This window comes from Modicisalibacter radicis, assembly GCF_900961225.1.
Lineage (GTDB): Bacteria > Pseudomonadota > Gammaproteobacteria > Pseudomonadales > Halomonadaceae > Modicisalibacter.
The window spans coordinates 281,218-296,284 of record NZ_CAAHFN010000065.1; the positions used below are offsets into that span (position 1 = coordinate 281,218).

At 53.8% G+C, this 15,067-nt stretch carries 12 protein-coding genes; all 12 read right to left on the reverse strand.

Annotated elements, in window-relative coordinates; genetic code table 11:
* Positions 1-60: 60 nt before the first annotated feature.
* The 12 genes from HR9077_RS11945 to lpdA all read right to left on the reverse strand — a co-directional run bounded on the left by HR9077_RS11945 (position 61) and on the right by lpdA (position 15,021).
* Positions 61-810, reverse strand: coding sequence for a glycosyltransferase family 2 protein (locus tag HR9077_RS11945; RefSeq protein ID WP_136067212.1), 750 nt, complete (start codon positions 808-810; stop codon positions 61-63).
* On the reverse strand, positions 807-2,216 hold the full coding sequence (locus HR9077_RS11950) for a mannose-1-phosphate guanylyltransferase/mannose-6-phosphate isomerase (RefSeq protein ID WP_136067213.1): 1,410 nt from the start codon (positions 2,214-2,216) through the stop codon (positions 807-809). Before HR9077_RS11950 ends, HR9077_RS11945 begins: the two co-directional genes overlap by 4 nt.
* Before the next feature lie 59 nt (positions 2,217-2,275).
* A complete protein-coding gene (gene fcl / locus HR9077_RS11955) occupies positions 2,276-3,241 on the reverse strand; it encodes a GDP-L-fucose synthase (RefSeq protein ID WP_136067214.1) in 966 nt (321 codons plus the stop codon).
* 2 nt (positions 3,242-3,243) lie between these two features.
* A complete protein-coding gene (gene gmd, locus HR9077_RS11960; RefSeq protein ID WP_136067215.1) occupies positions 3,244-4,374 on the reverse strand; it encodes a GDP-mannose 4,6-dehydratase in 1,131 nt (376 codons plus the stop codon).
* A gap of 15 nt (positions 4,375-4,389) precedes the next feature.
* Entirely contained in the window at positions 4,390-5,676 is a 1,287-nt protein-coding gene (locus HR9077_RS11965; RefSeq protein ID WP_136067216.1) for a glycosyltransferase, read from the reverse strand.
* 88 nt (positions 5,677-5,764) lie between these two features.
* Positions 5,765-6,658 (reverse strand): polysialyltransferase family glycosyltransferase, encoded by an 894-nt coding sequence (locus tag HR9077_RS11970; RefSeq protein ID WP_168380938.1) that lies wholly within the window; start codon positions 6,656-6,658, stop codon positions 5,765-5,767.
* 219 nt (positions 6,659-6,877) lie between these two features.
* The gene (locus HR9077_RS11975; protein ID WP_136067218.1) at positions 6,878-9,136 is read right to left on the reverse strand and encodes a polysaccharide biosynthesis tyrosine autokinase; all 2,259 of its coding nucleotides are present in this window, start codon (positions 9,134-9,136) and stop codon (positions 6,878-6,880) included.
* 40 nt (positions 9,137-9,176) lie between these two features.
* A complete protein-coding gene (locus HR9077_RS11980) occupies positions 9,177-9,626 on the reverse strand; it encodes a low molecular weight protein-tyrosine-phosphatase (protein WP_136067219.1) in 450 nt (149 codons plus the stop codon).
* A complete protein-coding gene (locus HR9077_RS11985) occupies positions 9,623-10,759 on the reverse strand; it encodes a polysaccharide export protein (protein WP_136067220.1) in 1,137 nt (378 codons plus the stop codon). The genes HR9077_RS11980 and HR9077_RS11985 overlap by 4 nt, the downstream gene beginning before the upstream one ends.
* A 639-nt stretch (positions 10,760-11,398) precedes the next feature.
* Positions 11,399-12,271 (reverse strand): succinate--CoA ligase subunit alpha, encoded by an 873-nt coding sequence (gene sucD / locus HR9077_RS11990; RefSeq protein ID WP_136067221.1) that lies wholly within the window; start codon positions 12,269-12,271, stop codon positions 11,399-11,401.
* Positions 12,271-13,437 carry an ADP-forming succinate--CoA ligase subunit beta gene (gene sucC, locus HR9077_RS11995; protein ID WP_136067222.1) on the reverse strand — a complete coding sequence of 389 codons (1,167 nt, stop codon included), beginning with the start codon at positions 13,435-13,437 and terminating at the stop codon, positions 12,271-12,273. The genes sucD and sucC overlap by 1 nt, the downstream gene beginning before the upstream one ends.
* 144 nt (positions 13,438-13,581) lie before the next feature.
* Entirely contained in the window at positions 13,582-15,021 is a 1,440-nt protein-coding gene (lpdA, locus tag HR9077_RS12000) for a dihydrolipoyl dehydrogenase (RefSeq protein WP_136067223.1), read from the reverse strand.
* Positions 15,022-15,067 lie beyond the last annotated feature (46 nt).

Genomic DNA, 15,067 nt, shown 5'->3' on the forward strand with positions numbered 1-15,067 from the left:
TGCAGGTTTGGATGGCTTATCGATTAGGCCAGCTGCAGGTTTGTAATTGCCGAGCGCGGTTCAGAAGAATTGAGGTATCTTGGATAGATTCTTGCAAGGCAAGGCCAAAAACGGATTTATGCCGTTTTTCCGCATGGCTCGATAGTCTTCACGGGACTTGTTCACAACGGCCTTCAAGCTGCCGTTACTGGCGCCCCCTAGACGCATCTTGACGAGCACCTCAGGTAAGTAGCGAATTTGCAAGGCTTCATGTTTCAAGTAGCGAAGCAGGGCTTCATAATCGCCGGCAATGCGATAAGTCTCGTCGAACCCTCCCAGCAACCGGTAAAGCTCGCGACGCATGAAAAAGGTCGGATGCGGCGGCATCCAGCCCCGCCGGAGCTTATTCCGCTCAAAGGCGCCGGACCTCCAGTGGCGTATGACTTTTTCGGGGTCACCGGCACTGACATACTGAAGATCACCATAAACCGCGCCAATTTCAGGATCCGCGAAGCAGGCAGCCACCTTGCTCAATACCTGACTATCCGCCAACAGATCGTCGGAATTCAAAAAGCCCACCACGTCGCCACTAGCCTTCGACAACCCCTTGTTCAAGGCGTCGAAGATGCCCCTGTCCGGCTCGGAGACCAGAATGTCGCTGGCCGCCAGCGTCTGACGCGCAATAGCGACCGTCGCATCACGTGATGCGCCATCGATGACCACATGCTCTATTTCGGGCCAAGACTGGCACTTCAGGCTGGCAATGGCGTCGCCGATGGTCTTTTCACTGTTGAAGCTAGCTGTAATTATGGAAATTCTTGGCTTGTTCATTGGCAGCGTCCATAGCGGTCATCGAGACGAACGATATCATCCTCGCCCAGGTAGGACCCCGACTGGACTTCTATCAACTCAAGAGGGATCTTTCCGGGATTTTCCAGGGCATGAACCTGACCGATCGGTATATAGGTCGACTCATTTTCGGAAACAATATAAGTCTTGCTGGCCACCGTGACCCTGGCACTTCCGGAAACCACGACCCAATGTTCCGAACGGTGGTGATGCATTTGCACGGAAAGCTTGGCGCCGGGCTTCACGGTAATGTGCTTTACCTGGTAGCGCGCACCATGATCTATCGAATCATAAACCCCCCAGGGACGATGAACCTCTCTATGGCTCTTGAACTCACTACGATCCTCAATCTTTAACTGCTCGACGATTTTCTTGACATCCTGAACGTGATCCTTGTGAGCGACGAGTACGGCGTCCTTGGTTTCGACGATGATCAGATCATCGACACCCACCGCGGCCACCAGGCGATGGTCGGCATGGACGAGAAGGTTTTTTGCATCGTGGTAGAGTGCATCGCCATGAGTGACATTACCCTGGCTATCCTGATTACCCACTTGCCACAGTGAAGACCAGGAGCCGACATCACTCCACCCCGCATCCAATGGAACCATACTGGCGTGCTGGGTACGTTCCATGACGGCATAATCGATGGAGTTCGCCGGGCAGCGCTTGAAGGCCTCCTGGTCCAGACGGATGAAGTCGAGATCCCGATGTGCACCTCTGATTGCCGCGCGGCAGGTGTGGGCAATCTCGGGCTCGAGCGTCTCCAGCTCATCGAGATAGCGTTGCGCCTGAAACATGAACATGCCGCTATTCCAGTAATAATCCCCCGTAGCCAGATAATCTTCGGCGGTTTCCCTGTCGGGCTTCTCCACGAACCGCTTGACGCCATATCCATATTCACCATTCGCGGCGCCCCGCTGTATATAGCCATAGCCGGTCTCGGCGTGTCCGGCGACGACGCCGAAGGTCACCAGGTCGCCTTCAGCGGCCAGCAGCCGTGCGCGCTCGATGCTCTTGTGGAACTCAGCAACATCCTCGATGACATGATCGGCAGCCAGCACCAGCAGGACAGAATCGGCGTTGTCTTCCAGAACGCGAAGGGCCGCCAGGGCAATCGCGGGTGCGGTGTTACGCCCCTCTTGTTCCAGAATGATGCAGGCGTTGTCGATGCCCAGTTGACGCAGCTGATCCGCGACCAGGAAGCGGTGTTCTTCGTTGCAGATGACGACAGGCGGGCGGCACCGCAAGGGAGCCAGACGTTTCAAGGACTCCTGCAGCATGCTCGCTTCGCCGAAAAGCGAGAGAAACTGCTTGGGGTGCCGTTGTCTGGACAGCGGCCATAGTCTCGAGCCGCTACCTCCAGCCAGAATAACAGGCGTGATCATGGTTTCACCTTGGTCGGAAAATCCTGCGTGAATGTCATCGTCATCGCTACTGGCTGACGTTACGTCCTATAACTACCTTGATTCTCGAGAAACCAGCGGTAAGTCATGTGCAGGCCATCCTCCAGCGTAACATTCGCCCGCCAGCCCATGGATTGTAAACGAGATACGTCCAGCAGTTTTCTGGGAGCGCCATCGGGTTTGTCATCATCGAAGATCAACTCACCTTCAAAACCCACCACTCGAGCAACGGTATAAGCCAGCTCCCTGATCGAGCAATCGACCCCACTTCCAATGTTGATATGCGACATCAAGGGCTGGGTATGCGCCTTGTAGATGGAGTGTTCCAGTTCCATGACATGCACACAGGCAGCGGCCATGTCCTCGACATACATAAACTCACGTCGTTGTTGACCACTCCCCCAAATAACAATTTCAGGATCGCCTTGTTGTTTGGCTTCATGGAAACGACGCAAAAGAGCGGGGATAACGTGTGAATTTTCGGGATGAAAATTATCGTTCGGCCCGTAGAGGCTGGTCGGCATGACACTTCGATAGTCCCTTCCATATTGCCGGGTATAGCTCTCGCATAATTTTATTCCGGCTATTTTCGCAACCGCATAGGGTTCATTCGTAGGTTCCAGGGAGCCGGTCAAGAGCGCTTCCTCAGCCATGGGCTGTTCTGCCATTTTGGGATAAATGCATGAAGATCCCAAAAACAGCAATCGTGAGACGTTAGCTGTGTGTGCGGCAGAAATAACATTCATTTCTATCATTAAATTATCATACAAGAACTCTACTGGATAGATACTATTGGCATGTATACCTCCTACCTTGGCCGCCGCCAAATATATTTGGTCTACTTGATGATCGCTCATGAACTCTTCGACCTGACTCTGCCGCGTCAAGTCAAGCTGCGAGCGATCGGCGGTTATTATATTTGCGTACCCACATTTCGCTAAGCAGTTTATAATCGCTCTCCCCACCATTCCTTGGTGGCCGGCAACAAACACCTTCTGTTCGAACATGTTCACCCCTCCATCGCCACAGGCATTTCAAAACCATATTTCTTGAGTAGAGCGAATTTTTGGGCCGTCTTGAGATCTTCAGCCACCATTTCGGCACACATGCTCTGTACCGTTATTTTCGGCTCCCAGTTCAATTTCAACTTGGCTTTTTCAGGATCGCCAAGTAGCGTTTCAACTTCTGTGGGCCTAAAATAGCGAGGGTCCACACGCACTATTATATCTCCCGGAGAAAGTGACGGAGCCTTGTCACCAACAACACAATCCACAACAGCCCTTTCATCGACACCCACCCCCTCAAAGCGTAAAACAATACCCAGCTCGACTGCACTCATATGAATAAAATCGCGAACCGAAATTTGCTTTCCGGTAGCAATTATAAAGTCATCGGGGGCCTCCTGCTGTAGCATCAACCACTGCATTTGAACATAATCCTTGGCATGCCCCCAGTCCCGCAAGGCATCCATATTACCCATATACAAGCAGAACTCGAGCCCTTGAGCTATATTGGCTAGACCACGAGTAATCTTGCGTGTAACGAATGTCTCCCCACGACGTGGCGATTCATGATTGAACAGAATCCCATTACAAGCATAGATACCATAGGACTCACGATAGTTGATCGTCATCCAGTAGGCATAAAGCTTGGCCACCGCGTAGGGCGAGCGCGGATAGAATGGTGTCGTTTCCCGCTGGGGTATCTCTTGAACCTGACCAAACAACTCTGATGTCGACGCCTGGTAGAAACGCGTTTTTTTCTCCAAGCCTAATAAACGTATCGCTTCCAGCAGTCGCAAAGTGCCCAAGGCATCGACATCAGCTGTATATTCAGGCGATTCAAAGCTGACCGCCACATGTGACTGGGCGCCAAGGTTATATATCTCATCGGGTTGTATTTTTTGGATAAGTCCTATCAGGTTTGACGAATCAGTGAGATCCCCATAGTGTAAGACGAATCTCTTGTGGCTGGCATGAGGGTCCTGGTATATATGATCGACACGTTGAGTGTTAAAAAGTGAGGCTCGGCGTTTTATACCGTGAACCTCGTAACCTTTTTCCAGCAGGAATTCTGCCAGATACGAGCCGTCCTGCCCCGTAACACCAGTAATCAACGCTTTCTTCGGTATCTTGTCCATTAAATCATATACCCGTCATTGGCAAATAGAAGATACGATTTCTTGGTAACGCATTCTGACCGCGTCTGGCGAGAACTTGGTGCTAACGTGATGACGACCGTTTAACCCCATTTCTTCCCGAGCAACACGCGGCATTAAAATCATTTCCTGCATACGTATAGCCAGCGAATCAGTGCTAAAGGGTTCTGCCAGAAGCCCGTTTTCTTTATTTATTACAATATCCTGCAATCCCGAACAGCGGAACGCTACTACCGGTGTCTGACATGAAAGAGCCTCGGCTGCCACCTGGCCAAAGGATTCGACGAACGAAGGTACAACGACAAAATCTGCTATCGCATAAATACGCCTGAGCTTTGATGCATCATTTATTTTCCCCAAATAGCGAATTCTAAAGCCACCAAACTCACCTTCCCCCACATGGTCACCGCCGAAGGAAATTATCTTCACACAAGATTTGATGGATGCTTTTTCCGAAAGCTTTTCCAAAGCCTTTTCCAACAAACCAAATCCCTTTATACGATTCCTATTGCCACCCACCGCCCCAATCGCAATAACCACTTCGCCCTCGTCAACGCCAAACTCTTGCCTGTTACCGAGCACATCTCCACTTGCGAGCGGTGAAAACACGCTTGTTTCAATTGGGTTGGGGAGCAATTCGATTCTAAGATTGCGTAGCATAAGACTCCTTTTGGCCCGTTCATACATCCATACAGAGGGCACTGTAATCACCAGATCATTGCGGAGTCTCAGCTTTCTATATTTTATTTTCCAGACCAGCCAGTTCCAGTTTATCCCTCTCACCCCCTTAGCCCAGTATGAATAGCCTGTACTGAACATTTCTGCGCTATCATTTAGTGGGTAGTAATGCTCCGCACCGCAATAAAGCCATTCATCATGAAGGGTGATTATCGTTCTAGGCGGTAATTCATCAAGCTTGAAAACACTAATACAGTCATTATTAACCCAGTGTAGATTGCAAACTGCATTTTCCTTAGACGCCTTGCGCATCTGCTTGACAAACAAGGAAGAAGAAAAAATATTCAGCGAATGCTTTGCCACATTGTCGTCTTTAAACAATTTAAGCGCCAGATATGAAACGATACGCTTTATGAAATGTACCTTGTTGGACAGCTTGCCTCCCACAATCTGCCAGCTGAATCCACCATCATCCATTTTTGCTACTGACGTGGGAGTCACACACGTAACCGTGGAAAACTCTTTGGCCAGATTGGCAAATTTTTTGGCGGCTATTGCGGCACCACCGCTTTCGAATGAAAAGGAGAAAATGTAGATACATTTCATGATGCCGCATTGCTCCTGAATATTTTAAACCTTTAAAATAACCATCCATGCATTAAACCAGCCACAGTCATCGTTTTTTATATACCAGTCACCCAAGATTAATATACTCCACATTATTCAGATCCATATATCTTTCAACACTACTATCATGATGATAAATAACAATGTGCATGTATAGCTTGGCAAGTTCCATTATCAACATCTCTGCCGGTATCGAAGCAGGTACTAGCCTTGTAAAACCTTGGGCAAAACTTGCATCAAATTCTCTTATGTGTGGATGCAGCTTGACATAGCAATCTTCCAGTTTTTCTTGCAATGATGCGATAGCTCTTCTATCGACTTCCCAACTGGAAAGATAAACAATACAATTTTCGCTACTTATATTCTCGGCGACATTCAGATTTTCTGCCAGGAATATTTTATTCAATACATCCGTGTTCTCTTTGATAAAACAGAGCAGTGACTGATCTATTTCTTCAATCAAGACTTTGGAACGCGGAAAAACACTCAAGTATTCATACTTTTCATATATCCACAGTTCATCCGTTAGTCGGCAACCTCCCAATCTTTCACCGATCCCCAACAATCTCAGCAAAGCTGCTTTGAGTGCCGGATAGTAATTATCCTGGTAGGTCCCGCAGCCCTCTTCATAAACTGACAGCGTCACATCAGGCTGGCTCCTCTTTATTTCATTCAAGCTTATATAGTTTCTAACGCCAACATCAGAATCTAAGAATATCTTGCTATAGCCTTTACCTGTACTTCCTGCTATTGCAGCTTGACGCGTTGGGAAATCAGTTACGCTTTTCCAGCCATCATCATGGCTTTTTATACGCTTAGAAATATCGTCGGCATTTAAAAAATCAAGCACAACATGGAGATGGCATTCAACTGGAGTTTTAAATCCATCTCTGATCACCATGGCCATCATTATTTGCAATGGCTTTGTCGCTATAAACAAAACTGATACTTTTTTTTCCATACACTGCCCATCTCGTACAATAGCGACTTCCTCCCTAGAGCGAGGGTGCAGCTTGAAGAGAGAATATTTCATCACGGCCTGAAAAATCTTCTTTCCGCGGTTTTCGTCAACAATGACAGTCATATATCACAACAGCCCCATCGAAATTTAACAGCATCTTTTCGGCACACTGCTTCAATATAGAAACAAGCTTGTCAGACGGACTCTACTGGAATACCGTTATGTACGAGTTACCGCACTGCCATAGGTATAGTTGTAGTATCCATATCCATAAGCGGTGGCGGCTTTTCGCTCCATCGCGTTGAGAACGGCCCCTTTAACGGTAACTCCGCCGGTTTCCAGGCGACGTACGGCGAGCTTTATCTCCTTGGGCGGATTTAGCTGGAAGCGAGCCACCATGAGTGAAGTTCCTACGTTTTTTCCAATGATAGTCGCGTCAGTAACCGCGAGCACAGGAGGAGAATCCACAATCACCAGGTCGTATCGCTCACTGGCTTCTTCAAGTAGTGCCTTGAATGTAGAAGTCACCAGCAGTTCAGAAGGATTAGGCGGGGCGACACCGCGTGACAGGTAATACAGGTTTTCTACATTCCCGACAGGGCGGACCGAGTCTTCCAGTAAAAGTCGGCCTGCCAATATTTCACTCAGCCCACCTTCAGACGTCTCTCCGAATAAAGTGTGTATATGCCCTTTGCGCATGTCACCGTCGATGATTAGTACACGCTGTCCGGCTTGAGCGCACACTGACGCCAGATTGACGCAAATGAAACTTTTCCCTATGGCGGGGCTTGGTCCGGTAATCATCAGGCGATTATCACTGCCTTCCAGCATGGCAAAATGCAGGCTCGTGCGTAGGCTACGTAGAGCCTCGACCGCTGTATCGGCCGGGTTACGCTCGGCTAGAAGCCCAATCGCAACGGAATGCGCATGCCCGTTGGTACGCTTGACGCGGCGATTGAGTTTTGCCTGCTCTTCGGAAAGCGGCACCGTGGCATATACTGGCAAACCCAGCTGCTCTAGTTGGTCCGGTGTTTCTACACCACGATTGAGCGCCGCACGCAGCAATACCAAGCCAACCGCCAGCATTCCACCAAGCAGAGCTGCCAAAATGACTATCAGCCCCTTGTCCGGTTTTACCGGATTGGGAAGTACTTTTGCTTCGTCCAGAATACGAACGTTACCAACTGTACTCGCTTCAGCAATCTGCATTTCCTGTACCTTGTTCCGCAGCTGCACGTAAATTTCCTGGTTGACAGCGACATCCCTCTGCAGGCGCAGCACCTCTTGCTGGGTCGCTGGCAAGCCATCTATTTTACTTTCCAGGTTTTCACGTTCGCTCTGCAGCTGCCTCTTCTTCTCAAGAAGCGCAGCATAGGTCGGATGACTCGGGGTAAAGCGCCGGGATATTTCGGCTTCGGAAAACTGCAGCTCGTTGAGTTGGGATTCGAGGTTGACCAGGCGTTCCAGTATCGACTGCGTTTCCAGGGACAGATCAACACTGTCTCTTTCCGTGCGATATGTATTCAGGCTATCTTCCGCGAGACGCAACTCATCCCGTACCGCAGGCACCTGACTATCCAGGAAATTCAAGCTGTTACGCGCTTCCTGTGACTGGCGTTGAATATTCTGCGAGACGTAAATATCAGCGATGGTGGCCAGTGTCTTTTCCGCCAGCATCGGATCCGGGCTGGTCAATCCCCAGTTGAGTATCCCTGTCTTCTGTCCTTGTTCATTGATACTTAAATTTCTTCTCAGATCATTAATCGCCATCAGGCGAGGTACGTGAGTAAGTTCGTAGGCAGCTCCAGGCGGTGCGCTTATCGACCCGATCAGAATGCTTATATCCCCACCAAGGAAATCGCTGGAAGTGCCAACCTGCCCCTCGCCCAGAACCTTATCGTCGTAACTGAGAGTGTAGCTATTTTCGTCGCGCACCGTGACGGTAAACGTTTCATTGAGATAAGCGTCCGTTACAGGCATCGACTTGACGTCGATCGTTTCCCCTGCCCAGGTATATTTCCATCCCTTCTGGCCTGGAGTGGACTGCTGCAGACCAATGCCATCCAGGAAACTGACGAACATCGAGTCTGGTCTTTCGATCCCTATGCGCGTCAGAAAATCGCCGATAACCGGAAAGCGTACGGGTTCAACCAGCAGATCGAGATTCAGTATATCCACCGCCCGCCCTAGCACCATACGCGAGCGAATGATCTCGATCTCTGATTCGGAGGGGGGTTCCTCGCCCAGCAGGCTGGTTACATCGGCCAACGGGTTCTTGGATGCCGCCTTTTCGACCTGGACCAGGGCATCCGCCTGATAGATGGGATCCGTCAGTAGTGCATAGCTCGCTCCCGCAATGGCAAACATGACTGTAATGCTGGCGATTGTCCCTTTATGGTCGATCAGCACTCCGTACAGACGCCCCAGGTCGATTTCGTCGTTGTCTTGTATTGCATGGGAATGAAGGTTCTGAGACATCGCTAGTTACCTGCTGCAGTGGCAAGCTTACCGTTAATTTTCAGCCTAGTTTCTTCTGCCAGGCATCGGCGGCACGTACCAGTTGGCCATGTACGTACTCGAAGACTTCGTGACTTTTACGATACGGGTCGGGGATCTCTTGTCCCTTGCCGTCTGTTGCCAACCAACGCCCCAGCAACAGGGTCTTGCCAATCGATGCGGGGTCCAGCTTGGCTATTGCAAGCCGCTGGTTCTCGCTCATGACCAGCACCAGGTCGGCTCGCTGGATCATCTCCTGAGTCACCTGTCGGGCTCGGTGCAAGTCGACGTCGAGCCCCTCCCTTTCGGCCAGCCCCCGAGCCGTCGGCTCGACACCGTGCCCCACGAGCGCCCCCAATCCTGCGGATTCGATGGCCAGGCTCGGTAGCCGAGCCCGGAGCAGCGCGGCTGCCACCGGGCTCCGGCAGGTATTGCCCGTACAGATCACGAGAAGCCGGGAAAATTGAATCATTCGAAGTTTTCTTGGATTTCCGTGGCTTGATAAAGCGTGGTGAGCGACGGAAGTATCTGGTTGAGGACGCGGTTCCAGAGCGAAACCGGCGCGGCCGTGACATAGACGACATCTGCAGGCTGGAGCATGAATTGTGCCCCGAGCACCAGCGCGGCCGCATTCTTGGCATTCAACTGATAGACGGTTGCGAAGGTGTCGCTAGGCTCCGGGTTGCCACGAATCACGAATATTCCCGAAGCATCCGCACTCTCTTCCCGGATACCCCCCGCCCTCGCGATGGCGTTGGTGAGCGAGAACTGGCCGTTGGCCATGGGGAAGGCGGCCGGTTCGTTGACCTCGCCCATGACATATATCTGCTGGTTGCCGATATCCGGCACATGGAGGACATCGCCATCTCTGAGCTGAACATTCTGGTCTATATCGCCATTCGACAGCATGTCGAACACTGAAATATGAGTGTCACTGCCATCCCGGCTCAGTATCACGTCATGCCAATTGGCCTCTGCGGTCAGGCCACCGGCTTCGCTGAGTACGTCGAGTACCCGCACAGGCACATTGGTCACGGGGAATACCCCCGGCTCGGTGACCTGGCCGGTTACATAGACTTTCTGGGCGTTGAACGCGGCCACCTTCACATCGACCTGCGGCTCGGCGATATAGCCAGACAACCGACGCTGTATCTCGGAACGCACCTCCTTTACGGTGCGGCCCGCAACCTTGATCTGACCGATATAGGGGTAAAAGATGGTCCCATCGGAATGGACGACGTTGCCCGACTCTTCGGCGCTACGCTCGCTGCCGGCGGGGATGGTCAGCTCCGGGTGATCGTAGACGATCACGTTCAGTACATCGCCGCGGCCGATACGGTAATCGTACTCGATGGGAACGCCAGGCATATCCTCGCCGGATGCCGTCAATGAAACGACACCGGGTCTGGCTGTCGGACGCATCGCCTTGACCAGATCGATGGTGATGGGTTCCACCTTGACGGCATCGTCGAGGGGATCCGCTTCCGTCTCGTAAGGGATCTGTCCACCGGGAGCCATGGCGCATGCCGAAAGCCACATTACGGCCGCTATGCCTAACAGCGGCAATCCCCACTGCCTTGGCAGGCGCTTTTTTGTCGAAACCATTTGTTTTTACTCCTGCTGTTTACCTGCAAGTCGAGACCTATCAGTCTGCGTTGGCTCATTGAAAGCTGTGGCCTGGCTTTCCAGTCCGGACATACGGCAACGTGGCACAACTGGACCCACGGGCCATGCTTCAAGAATCATCTCGAGGGCGTGGCACGGGCTTGATTCTTGGCCACGCTACCGCCCTGGCGGGTCGCACCACCCCCTCGCCATAAATTTTTTCGTTATCAACCAGTTACGAACAACATCTTGTGTTATTCAAGATTTCTGTCGTGTAACGAAACGTATATTCACGTTTTCAATGTAGGACATGCTAGTTTTTTTTAAAGGAAATTACAGGGTTATTTTTCTTATACGGAGCTTTTGCGAGCAACTTAATGCATGCCTTTTAAAATCCCTCAAGAGCGACATTGTTAAATAGTTATTAACCCCAGGGGATCATGATCAAGCAATTAATCCATCGCTTGAGATAGACATTAAACAAGTAACCCCGCCAAGGCGTACGCGATCTAATACTTCGCGGGAGGTCGCCAGATATTGGAATGGGGAGAGGATGTTACCGGGAATAGGACGAGACTTCGGGGAGGGACAAAAAAAGGGCGCCCGCCGGGCGCCCCTCTCATTGCGGGAAGACTTGCCTTACCAGCCAGTGGCTTCCTTGAGTGCGTCGCCGATCTCGGCCAACGAACGCACGGTCTTGACGCCGGCTGCCTCGAGCGCGGCGAATTTCTCGTCCGCCGTGCCCTTGCCGCCAGCAATGATCGCGCCGGCATGACCCATGCGCTTGCCCGGAGGCGCTGTTACACCGGCAATGTAGGCGACCACCGGCTTACTGACGTTGGCCTTGATATAGGCCGCCGCTTCTTCTTCCGCGGTGCCGCCGATTTCGCCGATCATGACGATCGCCTCGGTCTGCGGATCCTTCTCGAACAGCTCGAGGATGTCGATGAAGTTGGAGCCCGGAATCGGGTCGCCGCCGATCCCTACACAGCTGGACTGACCGAAACCATGATCTGTCGTCTGCTTGACCGCTTCGTAGGTCAGGGTGCCGGAACGCGACACGATACCCACCCGGCCCGGCTGGTGGATGTGGCCCGGCATGATGCCGATCTTGGTCTCGCCCGGCGTGATGACGCCCGGGCAGTTCGGCCCGATCAGACGCACGCCCAGTTCATCGCACTTGACCTTGACGTCGAGCATGTCGAGCGTGGGAATGCCCTCGGTGATGCACACGATCAGCTTGATGCCGGCATTGGCGGCTTCGAGAACCGAGTCCTTGCAGAAAGGTGCCGGGACGTAGATGACCGAGGCCTCGGCGCCGGTCTTGTCGACGGCTTCCTTGACGGTGTTGAACACCGGCAGGCCCAGATGCTCCTGGCCGCCCTTGCCCGGCGTCACGCCGCCGACCATCTGCGTGCCGTAGGCGATCGCCTGTTCGGAGTGGAAGGTCCCCTGGCCACCGGTAAAGCCCTGGCAGATGACCTTGGTGTTCTTGTCGATCAGAATACTCATTACTTGCCCTCCGCTGCTTTGACGACTTGCTGGGCCGCGTCGGTCAGGCTTTTAGCAGCGATGATGTTCAATCCACTGGAGGCCAGTTTCTCGGCACCCAGCTCGGCGTTGTTACCTTCGAGACGCACCACGACAGGCACGTTGACCCCGACCTGCTCGACGGCACCGATGATGCCCTCGGCAATCATGTCGCAGCGCACGATGCCACCGAAGATGTTGACCAGAACGGCCTTCACGGAGGTATCGGAGAGGATGATCTTGAACGCCTCGGCGACACGTTCCTTGGTCGCACCGCCACCCACATCGAGGAAGTTGGCCGGCTGACCGCCGTTCAACTTGATGATGTCCATGGTGCCCATGGCAAGCCCGGCGCCATTGACCATGCAGCCGATGTTGCCTTCCAGCGCCACGTAGTTGAGTTCCCACTTCTGGGCGTTAGCTTCGCGTTCGTCTTCCTGGGAAGGATCGCGCATCGCCTGCAGGTCGGGGTGACGATACAGGGCGTTGCTGTCCAGGTTGATCTTGGCGTCGAGGCAATGCAGGTTGCCTTCCTCGGTGATCACCAGCGGGTTGATCTCGAGCAGTGCCAGGTCCTTGTCGTGGAACAGCCTGGACAGGCCCAGGAAGATCTTGGTGAACTGCTTGATCTGGTCGCCCTTGAGGCCCAGCGCAAAGGCCAGTTCACGCGCCTGGTACGGCTGAGCGCCGACCAGCGGATCGATCTCGGCCTTGAGGATCTTCTCGGGGGTTTCCTCGGCGACCTTCTCGATCTCGACACCACCCTCGGTGGAAGCCATGAACACCACGCGCTGGGTGCCACGGTCGACCACGGCGCCCAGGTACAGCTCGGTGGCGATGTCGGTCAGGTTCTCGACCAGGATCTTGGCGACCGGCTGACCTTTCTCGTCGGTCTGGTAGGTCACCAGGTTCTTGCCCAACCACTGCTCGGCGAAGGCCTTTGCTTCTTCCGGGCTCTTGATCAGCTTGACGCCACCGGCCTTGCCGCGGCCGCCGGCATGGACCTGGGCCTTGACGACCCATTTGTCGCCGCCGATCTTCTTGCACGCTTCGGCAGCTTCCTTGGGGGTGTCCACGGCGAAGCCCTTGGACACCGGCAAACCGTAATCGGCAAACAGCTGTTTGCCCTGATATTCATGAAGGTTCATCGTGTCATGCCATTGGTTGCATGTGACTCGAACGGTGGCCCGGTCGTTCTCAGATAATCACCGGGCCACCCCTTTTCGCCCGGCAATGCCGGAGCGACGCGCCCGGGGATATTCGCCAGGCGCCTGCTGCAGTACGCGATCCGCTTACTTGCGCTTCTTGCGGTTGGCCATATGGATCGCATGGCCATCCACCGCCAGGGCGGCTTCGTGTATCGCTTCCGATGTCGTCGGGTGCGCATAGCAGGTCAACGCCAGATCTTCGGCGCTGGAGCCGAATTCCATGGCGATCACACCCTGAGCGATCAGCTCGCCGGCGTGCTGGCTGACGATGTGCACGCCGAGGATGCGGTCGGTTTCGGCATCCGCGATGACCTTGGCCATGCCTTCGGTGGCATTGTTGGCGAGCGCCCGACCATTGGCCGAGAACGGGAAGGAACCGGTCTTGACCTCGATCCCTTCGGCCTTGGCCTGCTGTTCGTTCATGCCGACCCAGGCCACCTCGGGCGCGGTGTAGATCACGCACGGGATCGCATCGTAGTTCATCTCCGCCTTGTGGCCGGCGATGACGTCGGCCACCATCACGCCCTCTTCGGAGGCCTTGTGAGCGAGCATCTGCCCACGCACGCAATCGCCGATGGCATAGACGCCCGGCACGCTGGTGCGGCACTGATCGTCGACGAAGATGAAGCCCCGCTCGTCGAGCTTGACTCCGGCATCGTCGTCGAGGATGCCCTGGGTGTAGGGGCGACGGCCGACACAGACGATCACCTTGTCGAAGGTCTGCTCCTGCTCGCCTTCGCTGTCGGTATACTTGACGACGACTTCGTCGTCCTTGACCTCGGAGCCGGTGACACGAGCCCCCAGCTTGATGTCCAGGCCCTGCTTGCCGAGCAGCTTCTGGGTCTCCTTGGCGATCGCCTGATCGACCATCGGCAGGAAGGAATCCATCGCCTCGAGCATGGTGACTTCACTTCCCATGCGACTCCACACGCTGCCCAGCTCGAGACCGATGACGCCGGCGCCGATCACGCCCAGACGCTTGGGCGCCTCGGTGAACTCCAGCGCGCCGGCGGAATCGACGATCAGCCCCTCGGTCAGCGGAGTCGGCGGGATCTCAACCGGCACCGAACCGGAAGCGATGACGATGTTCTCGGCCTCGTAGGTCGACTTCTCGCCATCGTGGCCGGTCACCTCGACCTTGCTGTTGGAAAGCACCTTGCCGGCACCTTCCAGCGCGGTCACGCCATTGGCCTTGAACAGCGCACTGATGCCGCCGACGTTCTTGGCGATGACGCTCTCCTTGAATTCGAGCATCTTGGCGATGTTGGCGGAAATGTCGCCCACTTCGATGCCGATCTCGGCGTAATGGTCGCGGGCCTCGACGAACTTGTGCGAAGTCTCGAGCAGCGCCTTGGAGGGAATGCAGCCCACGTTCAGGCAGGTACCGCCATGCACGGTCTTGCCTTCCTTGTTGACCCACTTCTCGACACAGGCGGTCTTGAGGCCCAACTGGGCGGCGCGGATGGCGGCCACATAGCCCCCGGGGCCCGCACCGATGACGATCACATCAAATTTATCGGCCATGTACTCTTCCTGTTCGGTCTACGGTTTTCTCTGAAATCTGGCTGAA